The sequence below is a fragment of the Brevibacterium atlanticum genome (genome assembly GCF_011617245.1).
In the GTDB taxonomy this organism is placed as follows: Bacteria; Actinomycetota; Actinomycetes; order Actinomycetales; family Brevibacteriaceae; genus Brevibacterium; species Brevibacterium atlanticum.
Window position 1 is genome coordinate 3,995,493 of the sequence record NZ_CP050152.1, and the last position, 21,164, is coordinate 4,016,656.

At 65.4% G+C, this 21,164-nt stretch carries 20 protein-coding genes; 13 read left to right on the forward strand and 7 right to left on the reverse strand.

The genetic code is table 11. The features are described 5' to 3' along the window. Positions 1–7 precede the first annotated feature (7 nt). The 7 genes from GUY23_RS17770 (at position 8) to GUY23_RS17800 (ending at position 7,066) form a co-directional block, all read left to right on the forward strand. Positions 8–496: a hypothetical protein gene (locus GUY23_RS17770; RefSeq protein WP_166975028.1), complete on the forward strand. Its 489-nt coding sequence runs from the start codon at positions 8–10 to the stop codon at positions 494–496. An 11-nt stretch (positions 497–507) separates the two neighbouring features. Then, a complete protein-coding gene (locus GUY23_RS17775) occupies positions 508–1,638 on the forward strand; it encodes a serine hydrolase domain-containing protein (RefSeq protein WP_208085403.1) in 1,131 nt (376 codons plus the stop codon). A gap of 157 nt (positions 1,639–1,795) precedes the next feature. Further along, the gene (locus GUY23_RS17780; RefSeq protein ID WP_166975035.1) at positions 1,796–3,181 is read left to right on the forward strand and encodes a sensor histidine kinase; all 1,386 of its coding nucleotides are present in this window, start codon (positions 1,796–1,798) and stop codon (positions 3,179–3,181) included. Then, positions 3,178–3,849 (forward strand): response regulator, encoded by a 672-nt coding sequence (locus GUY23_RS17785; RefSeq protein WP_166975038.1) that lies wholly within the window; start codon positions 3,178–3,180, stop codon positions 3,847–3,849. The genes GUY23_RS17780 and GUY23_RS17785 overlap by 4 nt, the downstream gene beginning before the upstream one ends. A 101-nt stretch (positions 3,850–3,950) precedes the next feature. Continuing rightward, positions 3,951–4,838: an ABC transporter ATP-binding protein gene (locus GUY23_RS17790; protein WP_166975040.1), complete on the forward strand. Its 888-nt coding sequence runs from the start codon at positions 3,951–3,953 to the stop codon at positions 4,836–4,838. Then, positions 4,835–5,959: an ABC transporter permease gene (locus tag GUY23_RS17795; RefSeq protein ID WP_166975042.1), complete on the forward strand. Its 1,125-nt coding sequence runs from the start codon at positions 4,835–4,837 to the stop codon at positions 5,957–5,959. The genes GUY23_RS17790 and GUY23_RS17795 overlap by 4 nt, the downstream gene beginning before the upstream one ends. Positions 5,960–6,085: 126 nt before the next feature. After that, positions 6,086–7,066, forward strand: coding sequence for an Abi family protein (locus GUY23_RS17800; protein WP_166975045.1), 981 nt, complete (start codon positions 6,086–6,088; stop codon positions 7,064–7,066). Position 7,067: 1 nt separating this feature from the next. Here the strand turns inward: GUY23_RS17800 and GUY23_RS17805 are convergent, their stop codons facing one another. From GUY23_RS17805 to GUY23_RS17820, 4 genes are read right to left on the reverse strand one after another with little or no spacing between them, the layout of a single operon-like run. Further along, complete coding sequence (locus GUY23_RS17805) at positions 7,068–7,673, reverse strand: response regulator transcription factor (RefSeq protein ID WP_166975048.1); 606 nt, start codon at positions 7,671–7,673, stop codon at positions 7,068–7,070. Then, a complete protein-coding gene (locus GUY23_RS17810) occupies positions 7,670–8,878 on the reverse strand; it encodes a sensor histidine kinase (RefSeq protein ID WP_166975051.1) in 1,209 nt (402 codons plus the stop codon). Before GUY23_RS17810 ends, GUY23_RS17805 begins: the two co-directional genes overlap by 4 nt. Positions 8,879–8,934: 56 nt before the next feature. Further along, positions 8,935–9,756: an ABC transporter permease gene (locus GUY23_RS17815; protein WP_166975054.1), complete on the reverse strand. Its 822-nt coding sequence runs from the start codon at positions 9,754–9,756 to the stop codon at positions 8,935–8,937. 1 nt (position 9,757) lies between these two features. Next, positions 9,758–10,729, reverse strand: a complete 972-nt coding sequence (locus tag GUY23_RS17820; RefSeq protein ID WP_166975057.1) for an ABC transporter ATP-binding protein — start codon at positions 10,727–10,729, stop codon at positions 9,758–9,760. A 284-nt stretch (positions 10,730–11,013) separates the two neighbouring features. Here GUY23_RS17820 and phoA point away from each other — a divergent pair, with 284 nt between their 5' ends. From phoA to GUY23_RS17835, 3 genes are all read left to right on the forward strand, one after another. Next, positions 11,014–12,807, forward strand: coding sequence for an alkaline phosphatase (gene phoA, locus GUY23_RS17825; protein WP_228282527.1), 1,794 nt, complete (start codon positions 11,014–11,016; stop codon positions 12,805–12,807). Between the two features lie 154 nt (positions 12,808–12,961). Next, on the forward strand, positions 12,962–13,537 hold the full coding sequence (locus GUY23_RS17830) for a GNAT family N-acetyltransferase (protein WP_166975060.1): 576 nt from the start codon (positions 12,962–12,964) through the stop codon (positions 13,535–13,537). 167 nt (positions 13,538–13,704) lie between these two features. Beyond that, positions 13,705–15,201, forward strand: coding sequence for an amino acid permease (locus tag GUY23_RS17835; RefSeq protein ID WP_166975063.1), 1,497 nt, complete (start codon positions 13,705–13,707; stop codon positions 15,199–15,201). Positions 15,202–15,238: 37 nt separating this feature from the next. On the opposite strand, the gene GUY23_RS17840 is transcribed toward GUY23_RS17835, so the two are convergent. The 3 genes from GUY23_RS17840 to GUY23_RS17850 all read right to left on the reverse strand — a co-directional run bounded on the left by GUY23_RS17840 (position 15,239) and on the right by GUY23_RS17850 (position 17,439). Then, complete coding sequence (locus GUY23_RS17840) at positions 15,239–15,973, reverse strand: ABC transporter permease (RefSeq protein ID WP_166975066.1); 735 nt, start codon at positions 15,971–15,973, stop codon at positions 15,239–15,241. Beyond that, positions 15,970–16,740: an ABC transporter ATP-binding protein gene (locus tag GUY23_RS17845; protein ID WP_166975068.1), complete on the reverse strand. Its 771-nt coding sequence runs from the start codon at positions 16,738–16,740 to the stop codon at positions 15,970–15,972. The genes GUY23_RS17840 and GUY23_RS17845 overlap by 4 nt, the downstream gene beginning before the upstream one ends. 63 nt (positions 16,741–16,803) lie before the next feature. Next, positions 16,804–17,439 carry a TetR/AcrR family transcriptional regulator gene (locus tag GUY23_RS17850; protein ID WP_166975071.1) on the reverse strand — a complete coding sequence of 212 codons (636 nt, stop codon included), beginning with the start codon at positions 17,437–17,439 and terminating at the stop codon, positions 16,804–16,806. Between the two features lie 60 nt (positions 17,440–17,499). Here GUY23_RS17850 and GUY23_RS17855 point away from each other — a divergent pair, with 60 nt between their 5' ends. From GUY23_RS17855 to GUY23_RS17865, 3 genes are all read left to right on the forward strand, one after another. Continuing rightward, positions 17,500–18,015 (forward strand): MarR family winged helix-turn-helix transcriptional regulator, encoded by a 516-nt coding sequence (locus tag GUY23_RS17855; RefSeq protein ID WP_166975074.1) that lies wholly within the window; start codon positions 17,500–17,502, stop codon positions 18,013–18,015. Beyond that, on the forward strand, positions 18,012–19,697 hold the full coding sequence (locus GUY23_RS17860; RefSeq protein ID WP_166975077.1) for an FAD-dependent oxidoreductase: 1,686 nt from the start codon (positions 18,012–18,014) through the stop codon (positions 19,695–19,697). Before GUY23_RS17855 ends, GUY23_RS17860 begins: the two co-directional genes overlap by 4 nt. 138 nt (positions 19,698–19,835) lie before the next feature. Beyond that, positions 19,836–21,119, forward strand: a complete 1,284-nt coding sequence (locus tag GUY23_RS17865; protein WP_208085404.1) for a pyridoxal phosphate-dependent aminotransferase — start codon at positions 19,836–19,838, stop codon at positions 21,117–21,119. Positions 21,120–21,164: the final 45 nt, after the last annotated feature.

Below are 21,164 nucleotides of genomic sequence, written 5' to 3' on the forward strand. Positions count from 1 at the left end.
CTCCATCATGACCAGGCAGTACTCGCGTTCGACCTTCGTCGCTCTCTGGGTCGGACTCGGCCTCACCGTCATCGCGATCGTGAGCGCACAGCTCGGCAGGCCGATCATCGGCGGACACATCCGCAGCGGATACCCCTCGATTTCCCACAATGAGATCGCGACAGGAGTGGACTTCTATGTCACCTCGCTGACAATAGTCGGCGCACTCGGCCTCCTCGGCTGGGCAGTGACCATCTGGTCTGCGCACCGCGGCAGCCGATGGATCCGGTGGGCGGCCGTGCTGCTGGCTCTCACCGGCACCTCGGTCGCCGCATTCGCTCTCCTCGTGCGCGATACCTCAGGAGACACAGGACTGCCGCCGCTCATCGGCACCATCGGCCTCCTCCCCTGTGCGGCAGGGCTCGTCGCCGTGATCCTCATGTTCACACGATCGGCCACCTCGGCGAACCGGAACGGAGCACCTATGCATCGTTCGCCTCAACCACGCACAGAATGAAGGGAAGACCCATGTCAGCAGCCATCAGCTCCACGACCAACACCCAACCTGACCTGGCGGAGGCAGTGCGCGATGTGCACCGTGCAGGAATGCCCGGCATCATCGCCGAGGTGGTCGACCACGGAGAGACCACGCGTGAATGCGCGGGTTTCGCCGAGGCGGCCACTCGGACTCCAATGACACCCGGGCTCCATCATCGGGTCGGCAGCATTGCGAAGACCTTCACAACGGTGGCCCTGCTCCGGCTCGTGGAGGAGGGGATCGTCGACCTCGACACCTCGATCAGCAGGTACCTGCCCGACCACGTTCCCGGCGAGCGCGGCGAGGCGATCACCGTGCGGATGCTCGCGAACCACACGAGTGGGCTCAACGAGTATCTGCCCATCATCTATGACTCCCTCCGAGCGTTCCCGAACCTCGCGCAGACGAGTCCGCGCAGCCTCGTCGAGCATCAGTTCACTCACTTCGACAGACGAGACCTCATCGACATCGGCGTCGGGGCTCCGTCGGCCGGGGAACCCGGCGACGTGCCTGGACGGTACTCGAACACGAACTATCTGCTTCTCGCCGAACTCATCGAGACCCTCACCGATCGGGATGCTGAGGAATTCATCCGCGCCGAGGTGATCGACCCTGCCGGACTCCACGAGACCTACTTCCCGACCGGACCGGTGCTGTCCGCACCGCATACGAGCCTCTACGAGTCGTGGTTCTCTATGGCCGACCCGCCCGTCGACCTCACTGACTTCGACATGTCATGGGTGGGTCCCGCAGCCTCACTGGTGTCGACGGCTGCCGATCTCAATCGCTTCTTCGGTCTGCTCATCGGCGGTCAGCTGCTTCGCCCGGAATCGCTTGAGCAGATGCAGCGCACGGTTCCGGTCGTCTCGTTCGAGGGCACAACGATCGACTACGGACTCGGACTGCACCGACGTGTGGCCGACGACGGAACAGTCTGGTGGGGGCATGACGGTTCAGTGTGGGGTGGAGGTGCGCTCACGTTCACCCGCGCTGACGCGCATAAGCAGATAACCATTCTGGTCAACGGGCAACGGTGGAACAGCCTCGACGATTCCGGCCGCCCACAGCCGCATCCGATCGACGCAGCCCTGGCCGCTGTCATCGCGTTGGGCATGGGGTGACACCGCCCCTAGTCGTCGCCGCCTCTCCTGCCGCCGGACGCTCCGCCGGCAGCAGGAGAGGCAAGCGCCGATTTCCCCACTGGGGCGGATGCCGACCCGATAGATCACTGTCTAAGCTGGAATGATGACGGAGGACGCGACAGAAGAACCGCGATCGATGACAGGGTTGTCGGACTCGGATCGACGACCGAAGCGGCCCGACCTCTGGCTCGTTGCAGCCCTGGCCACCGGGTCACTCGTCTTCGCCGTGCTCTATGCCGGCAGCGGATTCTGGGAATTCAAGTCTCCCCTGTGGGTCACGTGCCTGCTCTCGATAGTTGTCACCATCCCTCTATTGTGGAGGCGCCGCTTCCCGAATCTCGTGGCCTGGTTCATCACCGCGCTCTACGTCACAGCGCAGATTCTGCAGATGATGGAGCCAGGGGTCTCCCAGATCGTCCTCTTCGTCTCCGTCTATGCGATCGGAGCCTTTCGCCGCAGCAGGCGGGTAGCGTTCGTCTCCCGCTGTCTGCTGTGCCTCGCGATCTTCATCTACGTCGTCGTCTCCGCGGCACTGCAGTTCCAGGACCTCGGTGATCTCACCTTCGTCCAGTTCGCAGCCGCAACCGGGGTGTCGTTCCTCATCAACGCCGTGTTCTTCGGCGGGGCGTGGCTCTTCGGCAATCGGGCCTTCGCCGGACGACGCCTGCTCGACGATCTCCGGGCCGCCAATGAGGAGGTCCGCGAACAGGAGCAGCAGCTGACCCGCCAGGCACTTGACTTGGAGCGCGTGCGCATCGCCCGCGAACTCCACGACGGGGTCGCCCACCACATCGCCGGAGTCGGCATCCATGCGGCCGCTGCGCGCCGCAGCCTCGAGAAGAACCCCGACAAGGCCAAGGAATCTCTTCAGGTCATCGAATCCTCGACCCGTGAGACCGTCGACGAGCTCCGCGCCCTCGTCTACACACTCCGTGATACGGGCACACGCGACGATGCGGAGGCCGATCGCGCGAGCACGTCCGACGAACAGGTGACGCCTTCGGTCAAAGGCAACCCCGGCCTCGGCGATCTGCCCGAGCTCATCGCATCGGCCCAGCGATTCGGTCAGACCGTCGAGTGCACCACGGTCGGGCAGCCGCGTCCGCTGACCCCGATCACGGAGATGTCGATCTATCGGGTGATCCAGGAATCCCTGACGAACTGCTCCCGCTATGCGGGTGCCGGCGCCGAGGTGGCCGTGCGAGTCCGCTACGGCACCGCTGATCTCGAGGTCGAGGTGAGCGATACCCGCGGTGCCGAATCGACAGCCGGGCGATCGCCCGGATCGACCGAGCGGAGGGCCGGTGCAGCCGGCCGATCCGAGGGAACCGGGCTCGGCATCATCGGGATGAGAGAGCGCATGAATGCCCTCGGCGGCAGCCTCGAAGCCGGACCGAAATCACGCGGCGGTTGGCTTGTCCGGGCACGGATCCCCTACCCGCGCAGCACCTCCGGAGTCACCTCGAACACCCCGGAAGAATCCTCCCCCGCTCACGAGAACCCAGCAAAGGCACTGAGATGATCCGAGTTCTCCTCGTCGACGACCAGTCGATGGTCCGCACCGGCTTCCGCACGATCCTCGAAAGCGAGGACGGCATCACCGTGGTCGGCGAGGCCGAGAACGGGCAGGTCGCCATCGACAAGGCCCTCGAGCTCTCGCCGGACGTCATCTGCATGGATGTGCAGATGCCGGTCATGGACGGGCTCGAATCCACCGAGCAGATCGTCCGCCGCGGCTCGTGCGGAGCCGTCCTCATGCTCACGACCTTCGACCGCGACGACTTCCTCTTCCAGGCCCTGGCCGCCGGAGCCAGCGGGTTCCTCCTCAAAACCGCCGAGGCAGAACAGCTCATCGACGCCGTCACCGCCCTGGCCGCCGGCGACGGCCTCCTCTCCCCCGAGGTCACCCGCCGAGTCATCGAACGCTCGGTATCCACGCCGGAACCGGCCACCCCCACAGCCCCGGAACTCGAACACCTCACCGAACGCGAATTCGAGGTGCTCCGACTGGTCGCGACCGGAGCGAGCAACTCGGAGATCGCCGCGCAGCTCTTCGTCGGCGACGCCACCGTGAAGACGCATGTGTCGAATCTGCTGTCGAAGCTCAACATCCGCGACCGCATCCACGCGGTGATCTGGGCGTACGAGCACGGTGTCGTCACGATCGGCTGTCAAGACAGGGCACAATAAGATCGTCCATCTGCCCATCACGGCCTCTCCCTCGCAGGCAGGGGCGCGATTTCACCCGTTCGGCTGATCCCAAAGCACCGATCTCCGCATAGCGTTGAAGCATGATCACCTTGGAGAACATCAACCGCAGCTTCGGCGACAAGCAGGTGCTCCACGACCTCAGCTTCGACATCGGCGACGGACGGATGACCGGCTTCGTCGGCTCGAACGGTTCCGGCAAGACCACGACCATGCGGATCCTCCTCGGCGTGCTGGCCGCCGACTCCGGATGCATCACCGTCGACGGAACCGCCATCACCCCAGTCCACCGCAGCGCGATCGGCTACATGCCCGAGGAACGCGGCCTCTACCCGAAGATGCCGATCATCGACCAGCTGATCTACCTCGCCCGCTTCCACGGACTGACCCGCCATGCCGCGAAGAAGCGCGGACTCGAACTCCTCGAAGAACTCGACCTCAAAGGCGAACCCACCGACACCCTCGAATCCGTCAGCCTCGGCAACCAGCAGAAGGTCCAGATCGCCGCGGCCCTCATCCACAGCCCACAGGCCCTCGTCCTCGACGAACCGTTCTCCGGACTCGACCCCACCGCGGTCGAACGCACCCTGGCAGTCCTCACCTCATTCGCCGCCTCCGGCGCCCCGGTGCTCTTTTCCAGCCACCAGCTCGACCTCGTCGAACGCCTCGTCGACGACATCGTCATCATCAACGACGGCCACCTCGTCGCCGCCGGCACCACGGACGAACTGCGCCGCGAACGCAGCTCACCCGAATGGACGCTGCAGACCGACGCGGACACAGGGTGGGTGCGCGAACTCCCCGACATCACCGTCATCGAGTTCGACGGAAACTGGGTCCGCTTCGCAGCACCGGATACCACCACCGCCGAGGCGGTCCTGAGGAAAGCGCTCGACGTGTCCTCCGTGTCCTCGTTCGCTCCGCACATCGTCCCCCTCAGCCGGCTCTTCCAGGAGGTCACGCAGTCATGAGCACAGAATCCCTGACCCGAACAGACACAGCCGGGAACCGTGCCGGTTTCACCACCGCGATCGGCCTCGTCATCGAGCGCGAGATCATGGTCCGCCTCAAATCCAGGGCCTTCATGATCTCGACGATCCTCTCGATCGTCATCCTCGGAGTCCTCGTCGGGGTCTCCGGGGCACTGCCCTCACTCTTCTCTTCCACCGACAAAGTGGCGGTCACCTCGGCGGGGGCCGAAGCCGTCAAGGGCATCGATGATATCGAGCCCGTCGTCGTCGATGACGTGGACGAGGCGAAAGCCCTCGTCACCTCCGAGAATGTCGATGCAGCCGTCGTCGACTCGGAGGACTCCCCGACCGGGGTCGCAGTCCTCTCGCTCCGCTCGGCCCCCGAGTCGCTCATCGCCTCGCTCAGCCTCACGCCTGAGGTCGAGCTTCTCGACCCCGACGCTCCGGATCCGGCCCTGACGTACTTCATCGGGCTCGGCCTCGGACTCGTATTCTTCATGGCGGCGATGACCTTCGGCAATACGATCGCGTCCTCAGTGGTCGAGGAGAAGCAGTCACGCATCGTCGAGATCCTGCTCGCCTCCACCTCGGCGCGGGTGCTCATGTTCGGCAAGGTCATCGCGTGTACGATCCTCGCCTTCGCCCAGATCGGACTCACCGCCGTTGCGGTCCTGGCCGGCGCCGCCATCAGCGGAAACGACCTCGTTTTGGGCAAGGTCGCCGAACCGATCGCCTGGTTCGTCCCGCTCTTCATCGTCGGTTTCGTCATGGTCGCAGCCCTCTATGCGGCCGCGGCCTCGATGGTCTCGCGCACCGAGGACCTGCCGTCGACGAGCACGCCGATCATGATGCTCATCTTCCTGCCGTATATGGCCGTCATCATCTTCTCCTCGAACGAAGCGGTCATGGGGGTGCTCAGCTACATTCCGTTCTCGGCGGCGGTGGCGGTTCCGATGCGAGTCTTCCTCGGCACGATCGAGTGGTGGGAGCCGCTCGTCTCACTGCTCATCCTCGCAGCCACGACACTGTTGGCCCTGGTGCTGGCGACCCGGATCTTCGAACGCTCTATCCTCCGATCGGGCCCGAAGCTGTCGTGGGGTCAGGCGCTGAAGCGGGGCTGAGTCAGACATTCGATTTCATGTTCGTCGACATGACGAATGCATCAGAGGTCAGTGGTATGATTGCAGTAATCGTTCGGCCCGCCTCGGATTTGTTTCTGGGAGTGGGCCGGATCTATTTCTGGGACGGTGGATATCGTGGCGCAGAGTCTGAAGCCATGGCTTTCGATCGAAGACCAGGTCAACCAGCTACGCAGCCGTGGCATGGAGATCGAGAATCGAGACCAAGCAAGCCATGCACTTGAGAGCATCGGCTACTACCGCCTCAGTGGGTACTGGTTCCCATATCGAAGCTTGGATCCGCGGCGTATGCATCAGCGACTCGATGCTTTCCTTCCCGGCACAGACTTCGCGGAGATTCTTGCCCTGTATCGCTTTGACAGCGCGTTGAAAAGACTGATTTGGATCGCCATCGAGGTTGTTGAAATTGCTTTTCGGAGTCGAATCGGCCATCTGCTCGGCAGAGCAGGCCCGCTTGCTCATACTGAGCCAAACAACTTTCGTTCAAATTTCGACCACACCAATTGGTGGGCTACAGCAGAGAGCCGAATCAGGCGGGCACGCGGCCGCGACGCATCGGTCGACCATCATTACGACAACTACGGAGGAGAAGTACCACTGTGGGTTCTTACCGACCTACTTGATTTCTCCGACGTATCCAAGCTCTATGCCGGGCTGACGTCGCCAGATCAGAGAGAGATAGCCGAGTGGTTCGGTGTCACGATGGCAGACGACGCTTCAAAAAGCTCCCGAACGAGTTGGAATAAGCACCCGCCGTTAGCGAACTGGCTGGAACATCTCACTACAGTTCGGAATATCTGTGCTCATCACGGCAGGCTTTGGAACCGTCAGCTGGTCCCGATCGGAATCGCCCCTCGTGTCCAGCATCTACCTGCTTTTGCTGAAATTGCTCCGACTCTCGACCCTTCTCGCCCGGACACTTGGCAGGTTGAACGGGTGTATGGAACTATCTGCATCATCTCGCAACTCTTGAACCGAATCGAGGCTAAAAGCACGTGGCGAACTGACGTCGACTCGTTAGTCACTGATGCCTTCCCGACAGGCAGATATCGAAGCGTCTCCGAAATGGGCTTTCCGACGGCCGGCTGACCTACAGCCACCCGTTGTCGCGGGCGATGCGTGCGGCGTCGGCGCGGTTGCGGGCGTTCGTCTTCCCGATCGCTGCCGACAGCCGATTCCGCACCGTCCCGGCGGAGAGGAACAGCGTCGCGGCGACCTCGTCCACGCTGGCGCCATCGGCCGCCGCCCGCAGAACATCGGTCTCCCTCTCCGTCAGCGGAGAGGCGCCGTGCATCGACGATTCGACGACGAGCTCGGGATCGATGACCCGCAGACCCGACATCACCCGGCGGATGCCCTCGGCGAGATGCTCCACCGGAGCATCCTTGACCATGAATCCGTCCACCTCGGCGTCCATCGCCCGCTTCACCCATCCCGGGCGCCCGTAGGTCGTGACGATGATGATCTTGACCTGCGGAAACTCCTCGTTCAAGGTGGCTGCGACCTCGAGCCCGTCGGGACCCGGCATGTCGACGTCGAGGAGGGCGACATCAGGGCGAGACTCCCGCACCGCCGGCACCACCTCGTCGCCGCGGGCACACTGGGCGACGACCTCGAGGTCGGCTTCCATCCCGAGCAGTGCGGCGAGCGCTTCACGGACCATCCTCTGATCGTCGGCGATGAGCAGGGTGGTCATCGTGTTGGCTCCTCACCGTCGGGGACGGCAATGCCGCCGTCGTCGCGAGCGACCGCGTCGCCACCAGCCTCCCGGGCGACCGTAAGGACGAACCCATCATCGGTCTTCTCCGTGCGCACCACAGCACCGACCGTTCGCGCCCGTTCGCGCAGCCCGTGCAGGCCGGTGCCTGCCCCCACCTCGCCGAGGTTGGTCGTCCTCCCGCTGCTGTCGTTGCGCATCTCGAATCGGGTGGGATCGAGCGTGATCGTGCAGCGCCCAGCTCGGGCGTGGCGGAGGACGTTCGTGCTGCCTTCGCGCACCGACCATGCGAAGAGCTCACGCAGCTCAGCCTCGACGTTATCGACCGAGGTGGGTGCCTCGACGGTGATGCCGTCGGCCCGTAGTGCCCGCGTCGCCGTCACGAGCTCTTCGGCCAGAGAGATCCGCCTGGTGCCCTGAACCGTCGTGCGGACGTCGGCGAGCGCGCCGCGTGCCAGGGTCTCGATCTCGCTGATGTGGGTGGCCGCCTCCGGGTCTCCGGCAGCCTGGAGCTTCGCAGCCAACTGCGCCTTGAGCGCGATGACGGTGAGCGAATGACCGAGCACGTCATGGACGTCTTGGGAGAGTCGCAGCCGTTCGGCCTCTCGTTCGAGGCGCCGGTTCTCCTCCTCCGAGGCCCGGGCGGCTCGGGCCCGGTCGCCGGCGACGAGAGCCATGACCATGGCGAATCCGGAGATCGAGATTCCGAAGGTCGTCCCCCAGTCATGAGTCCACCCGGGCACCAGACGTTGGGCCGCCTCGGCGACCAAGAGGGTCGAGCCGGCGATGACGAGTCCGGGGATCACCTTTCGCACGGACACCACGGCGATGACGGAGATGTAGGCGAGGAACGACAGGCCTTCCTCGCCGACCAGCGGCACCACGATGACGGTGATGATGACCATGAGGACGATGGCGGCGTTGACGATGGCTCTTGCTCGACGCGTCGGTGTCGATGTGGCATCGCGGACGGTTCGGGAGAACGCCCCCAGGCCGACGCCGCCGGCCACCATGGCGATGTAGAACACGACGGCGAAGATGATCGTCAGGCCCAGACCCCACAGTCGCGCCGTTCCGTCGAGTCGCGACGCTGCGTTGAGCGGATAGGCGAGGAACACGAGCCAGAAGATGGGGAAGAACCAGCTCATGAACGTGAAGGGACGCTCATCGGTCTCAGTGCTCATCACTGCCTCCTGCCAGACCACGACCACCGCTGCCGGTGTCGGTCATGTACCGCGCCTCACACTCGCGCGGTGTCCTTGCGCAGCGCCCACGCGGAGCCTGCCACGAAGATCGCCAGCCAGACGACGACGTTGACCACTGCCCACTGATCGTAACCCCCGCCGAGCGGTGCGCGGGCGATCTCACCGGCACCGTAGGCCGGGGTGAAGTGCGCGATCGTCTGCAGGGCCTTCGGCCAGATCTCGAGGGGAACGAAGAGTCCGCCGATGAGCGAGAGGATGCCGAGAACCATGCTCGAGACCTGGATGGCATTCTCCGCCGGCAGCAGGTAGCCGAGCATCACGCCGAAGGCCGCGAACACCGAGGAAGTGAGGATGACGAGGAGACCGGACAGCAGGAGCGTGCCCAGCGGGGCGTGGACGCCGGTGATCGCTGCGAGGACGAAGACGACGATGACCGATACGGCACCGAGCATCATCGACACGATCACCTTCGTGAGGATGTACGCCGCGGGGTGCAGCGGTGTGAGCGCGAGCTGGCGGCTCCAGCCGAGTGCCCGTTCCACGGCGACCTGGGCGCCGCCGGTGGTCGTAGCCACCATCGCCCCGTACGTCGCCAGGGAGACCGATATGTAGAGAGCGGCGTTCGTGTCCCCGAGCATCTCGCCCCGGTTCGACACTCCGAAGATGAGGTAGAAGACCGCGGGCATGATCATCGTGAAGATGAGCGTGCGCCGATTGCGCAGCTTGCGGATGAGTTCGAGCCGGAGCAGGGTGGCGGAGAATCCGCCGAAGCTCGGCGGGCGGCGCTTGCTCAGTGAGTCGAGGAAGCTCGCCGAGGTGGCGCTGGGCTCGGCAGTGTATGCAGGCTGGGTGGACATCTCAGGCCCCTTTCGTGGTCAGGCTGATGAAGGCGTCCTCGAGCGAATGCGAGGAGATCTCAAGATCGGTGCAGGCATGGTCGAACAGCGTCCTGGCGGCAGTATCCGAATCGCTCGTCCGCATCTTCAGGCGCCGACCTTGGACATCGATGGATTCGACCCCGGCCAACCCGACGAGGAGGTCGAGCAGGTGACGCTGCCCCGTGTCGTCGCCGATGGGCAGGGTCGCGCTCACGGTCTTCGCGGCCGCCATGGCTCTGATCTCGTGCGAGGGGCCGTCGGCGACGATCCGACCGCCGGCGACGAGGATGACGCGGTCGGCGAATTCGTCGGCCTCCTCGAGGTAGTGGGTGGCGAAGAGGATCGTCTTGCCGGTCAGGGCGTCGGCGCGCATCTCGTGCCAGAAGTCGCGGCGTCCGGTGACGTCCATGCCGGTGGTCGGTTCGTCGAGGACGATGAGCGCAGGGTCGGGCAGGAGGGCCATGGCGAAGCGCAGGCGCTGCTTCTGCCCACCCGAGCACTTCTTCACCGTGGCGTTCGCGATGTCGGAGATGCCGGCCCGTTTGAGCACGAGGTCGACGTCGAGGGAGGACGCGAAGACCGCCGAGGTGTACTCCACGGTCTCGCGGACGGTGAGGTCATCGAGGAGTCCGCCGGTCTGCATGACCGAGCTGACGAGTCCGCGGGAGACCGCCCCACGAGGCGGCATGCCGAAGATCTCGACACCCCCGACATCGGGGCGGGAGAGTCCGAGCAGCATGTCGATCGTCGTCGTCTTGCCCGCGCCGTTGGGGCCGAGGAAGGCGACGACCTCCCCAGGACGGATGGTCAGACTGAGGTCGTCCACGGCCTTGAGGTCGCCGAAGGATCTGGTCAGGTGGTCTAGGGACACAGCCGGAGGGGTCTCGGTCGAGGTCTTTGTCGAAGTCGTGGCAGCCGGAGCGGCTGTTCGGGGCGTCGTCGGTGAAGTCATGTTCTCAGCCTAGAAATCTCCGCCCGCTGGCGCTGATGCCAAATGTCACCGAATCAGGAGTGCCATTTATCACCGGTTCACTCAACAGTCGCGAGCGTCGACAGACGCAGTTCATCAAGTTAACTCAGGCTTCACCTTGCCTCCACCCGACTTGTGAGAACGCTGAGTAGGTTTGAGGGCGACTGCTCACACGCGTCTCTCACAGAACCGTTCGTGCCCTGCCATAGGAACTCCTCTGACCGTTTCGGCACCGTACGCACGTGCACCTCAACGAAAGGACAGCAATGGCCAGGCCGTCTCTGCGGTTCGCCGCGGCGACCGAAGCGCTCGGACTCGCGCTCTTCGGTTTCACCGCCCCCGCCGCTCAGGCTTCGGGAATCGATGCCCCCGGGGGAGCTCGCCAGCTCGACGGCGACAACACCGATGCCATCCGGGATGCGGTGGAGGATTCCGGTGCAAAAAACGTCATTCTCCTCATCGGCGACGGCATGGGCGATTCGGAGATCACCTCCGCCCGCAACTACGCCAAGGGCGCCCACGGTCGCTTCGACGGCCTCGATGAACTGCCGCTGACCGGCCAGTACACGACCTACGCGGTCAACAGGGACACCGGCAAGCCGGACTACGTCACAGACTCCGCGGCGAGCGCGACCGGTTGGTCGACCGGAACAAAGACCTACAACGGCGCACTCGGCGTCGACCGGAAAGGCAACCCGCACAAGTCGCTCATCGAAATGGCCCGCGCGAAGGGCATGAAGACCGGCGATGTCTCGACCGCGGAGATCCAGGATGCGACACCGGCCGCGCAGCTGACTCACATCAGCGAACGCGGCTGCTACGGGCCCGAGGAGACGAGCCAGGACTGCTCGGGTGAGGCGCTGGAGAACGGCGGACTCGGGTCGATCAGCGAGCAGATCCTCAATGCTCGCGCAGATGTCGTCCTCGGCGGCGGTTCGGCTTCCTTCGAGCAGAAGGCCGTGGCCGGTGATTGGAAGGACAAGACGCTGCGTGAGCAGGCGGAGGATCGCGGCTACCAGCTCGTGAACGACTCCGACTCGCTCGACGGTGTGACAGAGGCGGACCAGGATTCGCCAGTGCTCGGACTCTTCACAGAGGGCAATTTCCCCGTTCGCTGGGAGGGTCCGAAGGCTACGCACGGAGGCGGCACCGAACCGGCCGTGAAGTGCAAGAACAATCCCGAGCGCACCTCGGATGTGCCGAAGCTCGACCAGATGACGAGCAAGGCAGTCGACCTGCTCGACAACGATGAGGGCTTCTTCCTCCAGGTCGAGGGGGCCAGCATCGACAAAGAGGACCACGCGGCCAACCCGTGCGGTCAGATCGGTGAGACCGTCGACCTCGACGAGGCAGTCAAGGCCGCCCTCGACTTCGCGAAGGAAGACGGCGAAACCCTCGTCATCACCACCGCCGATCACGCTCACACCAGCCAGATCGTCAGTGCCGGTACGGACACCCCGGGTCTCACCCGGACCCTGACCACCGCCGACGGCTCCGACATGACGATGAACTACGCGACCGCCGACGAAGAGGAGTCGCAGGGTCACACCGGTACGCAGATCCGCATCGCCGCCTACGGACCGGGCGCGGCCAATGTCGTCGGGCTGACCGATCAGACGGACCTGCACTACACGATCGCCGACGGCCTCCGGCTCGATCGCGATGCCGAGGTGCCCGGTGACCCGGGCGATGACGCGAACGGCAATGACGACTCGACCGGAACAGATGACGCTAACGGGTCCGACGACGCGGGTTCGTCCGATGCCGGCGGCAATGACGGTTCGGCCGGCTCCCAGGACTCCAACGGGTCCGACGATTCCAACGGCTCGTCTGACGCTGCAGGCGGCGGAAGCGGTGCGAACGGCGGCTCCGAGGGCGGCGAAGGCAATGCCGGTTCCGACGGCGGTGGCGAAGGTCCGGGTCTGGCCGGCGGTGGCGGCGGAACGCTGCCGCGCACCGGCGTCGAGATCGGTGCCGCGATCTTCTTCGGCGTGGCCGCGATCATCGGCGGATCGGCCCTGATCCGCATGGCCAAGCGCCGCGGTATCCTCCCCGCCTGAGCCTCAGGCGAGGCACCTGAGCCCGGGCGCACCACCCGACGCTCGACCGCACCATCTGAGTCACCGCGCGTGACCGCGGACGATGCCGGACGTTCCCAGCGGAGCGTCCGGCATCGTCCTTCCCGTACCCAGGTCGACCTGGCAGAGTGAGCACATGGAACCCCTCGAGCTGCCCCTGACCACCGACCGTCTGCGCATGCGCACTTACCGCGAGGACGACGCAGCGGCCCAGCTGCCGATCTTCTCCCGCGAGGACGTCTCCCGGTTCCTCCTCGAAGATCCCTGGACCGCCGAGGTGGCCGAGACCAAGGTCGCTGAACGTCTCCACCGCACGGGGCTCGAGACCGAATCACGGGCCCTGGCTCTGGTCATCGAGACCGCCGATGGTCTCGATTCGCTTGAAGGCTCACGCGTCATCGGCGACATCGCGATCTGGCTCGCCGACGGCAGTGATGAGAAAGCAGAGATCGGCTGGATCCTCGACCCCGCCGTCGGCGGACATGGCTTCGCTACCGAGGCGGCCATCGCCGTCCTCAATGTCGCCTTCGATCATTACGGTCTCCATCGGGTGTTCGCGCAGATGGATTCCCGGAACACCGCCTCGGCGAACCTGGCTCAGCGGATAGGGATGCGGCAGGAGGCGCACCTGCGCAAGGATTGGTGGTCGAAGGGCGAATGGACGGACACCCTCATCTTCGGGATGCTCGCCAGCGACCGCCAGACGGCCTGACCGGCCACCTGCCTCGATTTTCTGAGATCTCGGACTCTTTATCCCAGCGCCCGTCCGCTCGCCTCCTCCCGATATGAGAGTCTGAGGTGGCCGTGGCGCCGGACAACACGATTGTGTGGACAGGAAGACGGCCACGAGCAGTCGAGAGAAGAGGACAGCAGACACCGATGGCTCCAGCCGACAAGGACCGCAATGAGGCGCTCCCCTCGTACGACCGCGACAGCGAACACGGAGACAACACCGCGAGCGCGCACGAAGAGAACGCGGGCCTGCGCAGAGGCCTGACCGCCCGCCACATCCGTTTCATGGCACTCGGCTCGGCCATCGGCACAGGCCTGTTCATGGGCTCCTCGGAGTCGATCCAGGCCGCGGGACCCGCAGTGCTGCTCGCCTACATCATCGGCGGTGCCGCCGTGTTCATGGTGATGCGCGCCCTCGGCGAACTCGTCGTCCGCCACCCCGTCTCCGGATCGTTCGGCCAGTATGCCTCCCGCTACATCCACCCCTTTGCGGGATTCCTCGTCGGCTGGACCTTCGCCTTCGAAATGGTCCTCGTCGCCGTCTTCGACGCCACCGCGATCGGCGTGTACATGGGCTTCTGGTTCCCGGGTGTCCCCCGTTGGATCTGGGTGCTCGCCGTCGTCTTCTTCATCGCCGCGATCAACATGATCGGCGTCAAGGTCTTCGGAGAGCTCGAATTCTGGTTCGCGCTCATCAAGATCGTTGCGATCATCGCCCTCATCGCCGCCGGGGTGGCCATCATCATCTTCGGCTTCGGCATCGCCGACCACGATCAGATGGGCCCGCAGGCCCTGTTCGCCCACGGAGGCTTCTTCCCCAACGGGTTCTGGGGTCTGCTCGCATCGTTCACCATCGTGATGTTCGCCTTCGGCGGCATCGAGATCATCGGCGTCACCGCGGGAGAGGCGCAGAATCCGAAGCAGGTGCTGCCGGCCGCCATCAACTCGGTGCCGGTGCGCATCCTCCTCTTCTACGTCCTCACCCTCGGTGTGATCATGTGCATCCTGCCGTGGAACCAGATCACCTCCGAGATCAGCCCCTTCGTCGCAATCTTCGACTCGGTCGGCTTCAGTGCGGCGGCCGCCATCCTCCAGGTCGTCCTCATCACGGCAGCCCTGTCCGCCATCAACGCCGACATCTTCGGCGCCGGCAGGATGCTCCACGGTCTGGCGGAACAGGGCCAAGCCCCACGTTCGTTCGCACGCACCTCACCGGGCGGCGTGCCCGTGATGACCGTGGTGACGATGATCGTCGCGCTGCTGGCAGGCGTCGTCCTCAACTACCTCTACCCTGATCAGGCCCTGTTCCTCCTCGGAGCGCTGGCCACCTTCGCCACGGTGCTCGTGTGGCTGATCATCCTCGCCTCCCATATCCGGATGAAGCGGACCATCGCCGAGGAGGCGCGTCTTCCCAGCGAATTCCCCATGCCGTTGTGGCCGGTGGGTTCGTGGATCACGGTTGCGTTCATCGTCTTCGTCGTCGTCATGGTCGGCATCGTCCCCGACTCCCGCCCCGCCCTGTGGGTCGGTCTGCTGTGGGTGGTCGCGCTGTGGCTGTGCTATCTCGCCTTCGTCCGAGGTCAGGGCCGCCGGCCGTACGCACTCACCGACCGCACCGAACCCATGGGGTCCGGAAGGAACTGACGACCCTGCTCGCAACTGTCCGCGCCGTCGCCAGATCTCACGGCGTCCGACGCCGCAGCGTCAGCGAGCCGACGATGACGGCGCCGACGATCCAGCAGCCGATGAAGAGCACCCGCAGCCAGATATAGGCGTCATCCTCGTTGCCGGTCGACACGGCATCCAGGGCGTCGATCGCGTGCGAGAGCGGCAGCCAGTCGCCGATGATCTCGAGCACCTCGGGCAGCTGGTCTCGAGGCAGGAAGATCCCGCCGAGCAGGATCTGCGGGAACACGAACACGGGCATGAACTGCACGACCTGGAACTCCGTGCGAGCAAAGGCGCTGGCCAGCAGGCCCAACGCCGTGCCGAGCAGGGCGTCGGCGATCGCGACGACGAAGAGCAGTCCGACGGATCCCTCGATCTCCAGACCGCACACCAGAGTCGCGTAGCCGACGGCCACGGCCGTCTGCACCACAGCGAGCAGCCCGAAAGCCAGGGTGTATCCGAGGATGAAGTCGCCGCGCCCCAACGGCATCGACAGCAGCCGCTCCAGCGTTCCGCTCCGACGCTCGCGCAGGGTGGAGATGCTCGTGACGAGGAACATGACGATGAACGGGAAGAGCGCGAGCATCGCCGGGCCGATCCTCGCGAAGACATCCGTCTCGTCGAAGATCCAGGCGACGAGACCGATGAGGAGGCTCGGTACCACAAGCAGCAGTGCGATCGTGCGCGGATCATTGCGGATCTGCAGCAGGACTCTGCCGGCTGTCGCGAAGGTGCGGGTCGGGGTCATCGGACACCTCCTCTGCGGTCTGCGAGAAGTCGCGTCCGCGGGTGGGCCGTCGACCGCGCATCCGCTTCGATGATGGCGAGGAAGGCGTCCTCGGCGGTGTCCTCTCCGGTGGATTCGAGCAGTGCGCGCGGGGTGGTGTCCGCGATGAGTTCACCCTCGCGCATGAGCAGCAGCCGGTCACAGCGGGTGGCCTCGTCCATCACGTGGCTGGAGACGAGGAGCGTCGTCCCGTCGTCGGCGAGGCTGCGAAAGATGTCCCAGAGGTCGGCGCGCAGCACCGGGTCGAGACCGACGGTCGGTTCGTCGAGAACGAGCAGCTCCGGGGAGCCGAGCATCGCCGCTGCCAGAGAGACTCGGTTGGCCTGCCCGCCGGAGAGCGTTCGGGCGAGCCGGTCGGCCTCACCCTTGAGGTCCGTGCGTTCGATGACTCGATCGACATCGGCGCGTGGCGCTCCCTGAACCCGTGCGAAGTAGCGGAGGTTCTGGCGCACGGACAGGTCGTCGTAGACGCTCGCCTGCTGGGTCATGTAGCCCACTCGGTGGCGCAGAGTGGCGCTCCCCGCCGACTGTCCGAAGACCGTGATCGAACCGCCCGCGACGATCTGGACGCCGACGACGGCACGCATCAGCGTCGTCTTGCCGCTGCCGCTGGGGCCGAGCAGCCCGACGATCGCCCCCTTGGGCACAGTGAGGTCGAGTCCGTCGATGACCATCGACTTCCCGCGCTTGACGCGCAGGCCGCGAGCCTCGACTAAATTATTCATCATATGATGAATTAGACGCTTCGTTCGCTCTCCCGTCAAGACCCGAGGTGTCGTGATCGGGTTCGATCAGTCCTCCGCCCGCACCCCCTCGATGTGGCCCTGGACAGCCGGGATGGTCGACGCGATGATCTCATCGATCGATCGCGAGACGAGCGGTTCGGCCTCAACGACATGCCGGAGAATGAGCACTCCGGCGATCTGGGTCATCACCATCGATGCCCGGCGACGCGCCTCCTCGGAGTCGACACCGCCGCCCTCGATCCGCTCGGCCACCGCCGACATGAGTTCGCGCAGCAGGAACTGACGAAGGAGCCTGCCCGCGGCCGAACCGGTGACGACAGAGCGCAGCACGGTCACGCCCACGTGTTTGAGCTTGGGGTCCTCCCACGCCAGCAGCACCGTGCGGACGATCGAGCCGCCGAGCTCGGGAAAGGGCGCATCGAGAGCCGCGGCGATGATCCTGTCGGGGCGGACGGGAAGCCTGACCACCTCGGTGAACAGGGAGGCCTTCGTTTCGAAGTAATGGTGGACGAGAGCCGCGTCGACCTCGGCCCGTCGGGCGATGCCGCGCATGCTCGTGCCGTCGTAGCCGTTGTCGGAGAATTCAGCGGCGGCCGCCTCGGCGATCTTCGCGCGGGTGTCGCCGCCCTGCCCCTTGCGCGGGCGCCCCCTCCGGCGGGGCGCCGAATCCGAATCCACCACGCCTCACAGAATAGCTGGTCTTCTCTGGTCCGGCGCCGGAAGTGACGATATACTTCCTACATGGAAGTAACTGATTCGGTCTGGTCGATCGTCCGCGATCTTCATCGAGTGGCACTTCTGCAACGTCGCGCGGGTGCGGAATCGGCGCTGGGCACCGTTGCGCTCGGCGTGCTCAACCTCGCCGCGCAGGCCCCGGTCACCCCGTCCGAGGCGGCTCGCGAGCTTCACGTCCCACCGCAGTCGATCACCCGAGCCGTGGGCGATCTGCTCGATCGTCGACTCGTCACGCGACTCGGCCGCCCCGGCGACGGACGCTCGTATTCGATCGAGCTCACCGCCGACGGAAGGGCGGCGCGCACACAGTTCCGTGCCGAACTCACGGCCGACTTCGCACGCCATCTCTCGGACTGGACCGAGGACGAGATCACCGGATTCGCCCACCAGCTCGGCCGACTGACGACCTCCCTGGCAGAGGACCCTGCCGTCGAGTCAACACCGTCGAGGGACGCTCGCGCAGCGGCCGACGACGAGCCATCGCGAAGCGCCTCGCGGCCCAATCCATGGAACATCCGATGACCGATTCAGTGGACCATCCGATGACCAGCTTCGACGGTGGTGTCGAGCGCGAGGGCTGCTGCGATGCCCTCATCGTCGGCGGCGGATTGGTCGGTCTTGCCGCAGCGGCCTTCCTCGCACAGCAGGGTCTCGACGTCATCCTTGCCGAGAGGCACCCGTCGACGTCACTCCACCCCAAAGCGCGACTGGTCAATGTCAGGTCGATGGAGCTCTACCGCAGCCTCGGCATCGAGGACGAGATCCGCGCCGCCGGAGAGCCGAGCGGCGGGTTCACCGTCGCCGACAGCCTCGCGGACTCACACGTTGAGTGGATCCCGCCGGCCGAGAATGCAGCAGCCGAGTCCCGACTCAGTCACGTCGGCGCGTATTCGTGCGACCAGCAGAAGATCGAGCCGATCCTCCGTGATCGTGCGACAGGCCTCGGCGCACTCCTCCACTTCGGAACGACGGCCACCGACATCCGCCAGGATGACAGCGGCGTCGCAGCAACGCTGCACCGCGACGGTCGGTCCTCGAGCATCCGCGCCCGATTCCTCGTCGCCGCCGACGGCGCGGAGAGCCCGATCAGAAAGCAGCTGGGCATCGCCATGCTCGGCGAAGGGGTGCCGGGGACAGCGGTCAGCGCCCTGTTCCGAGCCGATCTGTCGCCCGCACTGCGCGGGCGTCACGTCGACGCGCTCATGGCCCGCAATGCCGAGGCCTTCCTCTTCGCCCGCGGCAACGAACGGGAGCGACTGTGGCAGCTCGGCACCCACCTGCGACCAGAGTGGGGCGTCGATGCCGGACCCCAGGAACTGGAAGCACACCTCCTACCGTTCATCAGGGAGGCGACCGGGCTGCCCGACCTCACCCCCGAGATCGACAGCGTGCTCCTCTGGACCGCCGGTGCGTATGTGGCACAGCGACTGTCCCAAGGACGGATCTTCCTCGTCGGCGACGCCGCTCACCTGATGCCGCCCTATGGGGGATTCGGCGGAAATACGGGAGTTCAGGACGCCCACAATCTCGCCTGGAAGATCGCCGCAGTCTGCCGTGGCGAGGCCGGAGGCGAGCTGCTTGAGACCTACGCGGCAGAGCGGCGTCCGCTGGTGCGGCTCATCGTCGACCAGGCTCTGCTGCGTTCGCGGAAATCTCCCGGCCAGTCCGCGCCGCCGGACCAGATCGACGCCGACACGCTGACCTTGGGCTTCGCCTATCGAGGCCTCTCGGCGGAGTCGAACGAGGCCGATCGATCCGCGACGACCGGAGACCGCTCTGCGTCGACGGCCGTCGAAGATCCGGCCGCGCCGAGCGGCAGGCCCGGCACTCGCCTTCCCCACATCGGACTCCACGGCTCCCAACAGAGCACCCTCGACCTTCTCGACCCGCTCCGCTTCACCTTCATCGCGGACCGTGACAGTCGCACTGCCACAGCGCTGGACGATCCTCCAGGGACCGGCATCGCGGTCCGTACCGTCGATCCGCGCACCATCGACCCACAGCACCGATGGGTCTGGGACAGGATCTATTCGGGGTCGGACTGCGACGGCATCCTCGTGCGACCCGATCATGTCATCGCGTGGCGAGCGCCGAAGGACCTCGCTGACCCTGTGTCCGCTGTCAGCAGTGCACTCGCGACCGCCTCAGGTCGCGGTCCACAGTGGCATCAGACCCATGATCAGCCCTCAGACCGTGTGACCTGAGCCTCCAAAGGTCTGGACAACGATCCGCCGAACCCGGCAAAGGTCTGGGAAACGGGCCTCTGTTTGGTCAGGACCACCTCGGCGAGGGCCTAGCGTGGGAGGCGGAACAGATGTCGGATGAAAGGTTCCACGGTTCACATGTTCAGGCAGTCGTCGAAGCTGGCCAATGTCCTCTACGACATTCGGGGACCCGTCCTCGAAGAGGCCCAGGCGATGGAAGCCGCCGGGCACACGATCCTCAAGCTCAACATCGGCAACCCCGCCCCGTTCGGCTTCGAAGCCCCCGAGGCGATCGTCCAGGACATCGCGGCGAACCTCCCGGTCACGCAGGGATATTCGGATTCGCGCGGAATCCTCTCCGCCCGCCGTGCCGTCGTCCAGTACTACGAGACCCGCGGTATCCGGAACCTCAGCACCGACGAGGTCTTCCTCGGCAACGGCGTCAGCGAGCTCATCACGCTGAGCCTGCAGGCCCTGTGCAATCCCGAGGACGAGATCCTCGTGCCCGGCCCCGACTATCCGCTGTGGACCGCCTCGGTGGCATTGTCCGGCGGCACGCCGGTCCACTACCGCTGCGCCGAGGAGAACGCGTGGCAGCCCGATCTGGCCGACCTCGAATCCCGGATCACCGAACGCACCCGCGGCATCGTCGTCATCAACCCGAACAACCCGACCGGTGCGGTGTACTCGAAGGAGACGCTGCAGAAGATCGCCGACATCGCCCGCCGCCACGGTCTCATCGTCTTCTCCGACGAGATCTACGAGAAGATCACCTACGACGGCATCGAACTGATCAACATGGCCACCCTGACCGGCGACGACGTGCTGTGCCTGACCTTCTCCGGGCTGTCGAAGGCCTACCGGGTCGCCGGCTACCGCTCCGGCTGGCTCGCGATCACCGGTCCGCTCGAGGACGCCCACAGTTACCTCGAGGGCATCAAACTGCTCGCGAACATGCGCATGTGCTCGAACGTGCCGGCCCAGCATGCGATCCAAGCCGCGCTCGGCGGGCATCAGTCGATCGAAGACCTCATCCTGCCGACCGGCCGACTCGGAGCGCAGATGCAGGTCGCCTACGAAGGACTCAATTCGATCGACGGCGTCTCGGCCCACCGTGCCGACGGTGCGCTGTACATGTTCGCGAAGCTCGACGTCGAGAAGTTCGGCATCACCGATGACGAACAGTTCGCCCTCGATCTGCTCCGCGAGCAGAAGATCCTCGTCTCCCACGGCACGGCCTTCAACTGGCCGAGGCCCGACCACTTCCGCCTCGTCACCCTGCCTTCGGTCGAGGTGCTCAGCGAGGCGATCGAACGGCTCGACACGTTCCTCTCCGGCTACCGCCAAGTGGCGTCGACGACCTGCGAGCTGCCGGTCGTGCGCGAGAACACCACGGTGAAGGGCTCCGCCGCCGCAGGCTGAGGTCGACATCGCCCAAGGTGCGCGGGCACTCGCTGCTCATTGCGA

What these genes read in the sequence shown, in the direction of transcription:
- GUY23_RS17775 (WP_208085403.1), top strand. Translation starts at nt 508, where the DNA reads ATGTCAGCAGCCATCAGCTCCACGACCAACACCCAACCTGACCTGGCG.
- GUY23_RS17855 (WP_166975074.1), top strand. Translation starts at nt 17,500, where the DNA reads ATGGAAGTAACTGATTCGGTCTGGTCGATCGTCCGCGATCTTCATCGA.
- GUY23_RS17845 (WP_166975068.1), bottom strand. Translation starts at nt 16,740, where the DNA reads ATGATGAATAATTTAGTCGAGGCTCGCGGCCTGCGCGTCAAGCGCGGG.
- GUY23_RS17815 (WP_166975054.1), bottom strand. Translation starts at nt 9,756, where the DNA reads ATGTCCACCCAGCCTGCATACACTGCCGAGCCCAGCGCCACCTCGGCG.
- GUY23_RS17865 (WP_208085404.1), top strand. Translation starts at nt 19,836, where the DNA reads ATGTTCAGGCAGTCGTCGAAGCTGGCCAATGTCCTCTACGACATTCGG.
- GUY23_RS17840 (WP_166975066.1), bottom strand. Translation starts at nt 15,973, where the DNA reads ATGACCCCGACCCGCACCTTCGCGACAGCCGGCAGAGTCCTGCTGCAG.
- GUY23_RS17810 (WP_166975051.1), bottom strand. Translation starts at nt 8,878, where the DNA reads ATGAGCACTGAGACCGATGAGCGTCCCTTCACGTTCATGAGCTGGTTC.
- GUY23_RS17830 (WP_166975060.1), top strand. Translation starts at nt 12,962, where the DNA reads ATGGAACCCCTCGAGCTGCCCCTGACCACCGACCGTCTGCGCATGCGC.
- GUY23_RS17835 (WP_166975063.1), top strand. Translation starts at nt 13,705, where the DNA reads ATGGCTCCAGCCGACAAGGACCGCAATGAGGCGCTCCCCTCGTACGAC.
- GUY23_RS17795 (WP_166975042.1), top strand. Translation starts at nt 4,835, where the DNA reads ATGAGCACAGAATCCCTGACCCGAACAGACACAGCCGGGAACCGTGCC.
- GUY23_RS17805 (WP_166975048.1), bottom strand. Translation starts at nt 7,673, where the DNA reads ATGACCACCCTGCTCATCGCCGACGATCAGAGGATGGTCCGTGAAGCG.
- GUY23_RS17790 (WP_166975040.1), top strand. Translation starts at nt 3,951, where the DNA reads ATGATCACCTTGGAGAACATCAACCGCAGCTTCGGCGACAAGCAGGTG.
- GUY23_RS17785 (WP_166975038.1), top strand. Translation starts at nt 3,178, where the DNA reads ATGATCCGAGTTCTCCTCGTCGACGACCAGTCGATGGTCCGCACCGGC.
- GUY23_RS17820 (WP_166975057.1), bottom strand. Translation starts at nt 10,729, where the DNA reads ATGACTTCACCGACGACGCCCCGAACAGCCGCTCCGGCTGCCACGACT.
- GUY23_RS17780 (WP_166975035.1), top strand. Translation starts at nt 1,796, where the DNA reads ATGACAGGGTTGTCGGACTCGGATCGACGACCGAAGCGGCCCGACCTC.
- GUY23_RS17770 (WP_166975028.1), top strand. Translation starts at nt 8, where the DNA reads ATGACCAGGCAGTACTCGCGTTCGACCTTCGTCGCTCTCTGGGTCGGA.
- GUY23_RS17860 (WP_166975077.1), top strand. Translation starts at nt 18,012, where the DNA reads ATGACCGATTCAGTGGACCATCCGATGACCAGCTTCGACGGTGGTGTC.
- phoA (WP_228282527.1), top strand. Translation starts at nt 11,014, where the DNA reads ATGGCCAGGCCGTCTCTGCGGTTCGCCGCGGCGACCGAAGCGCTCGGA.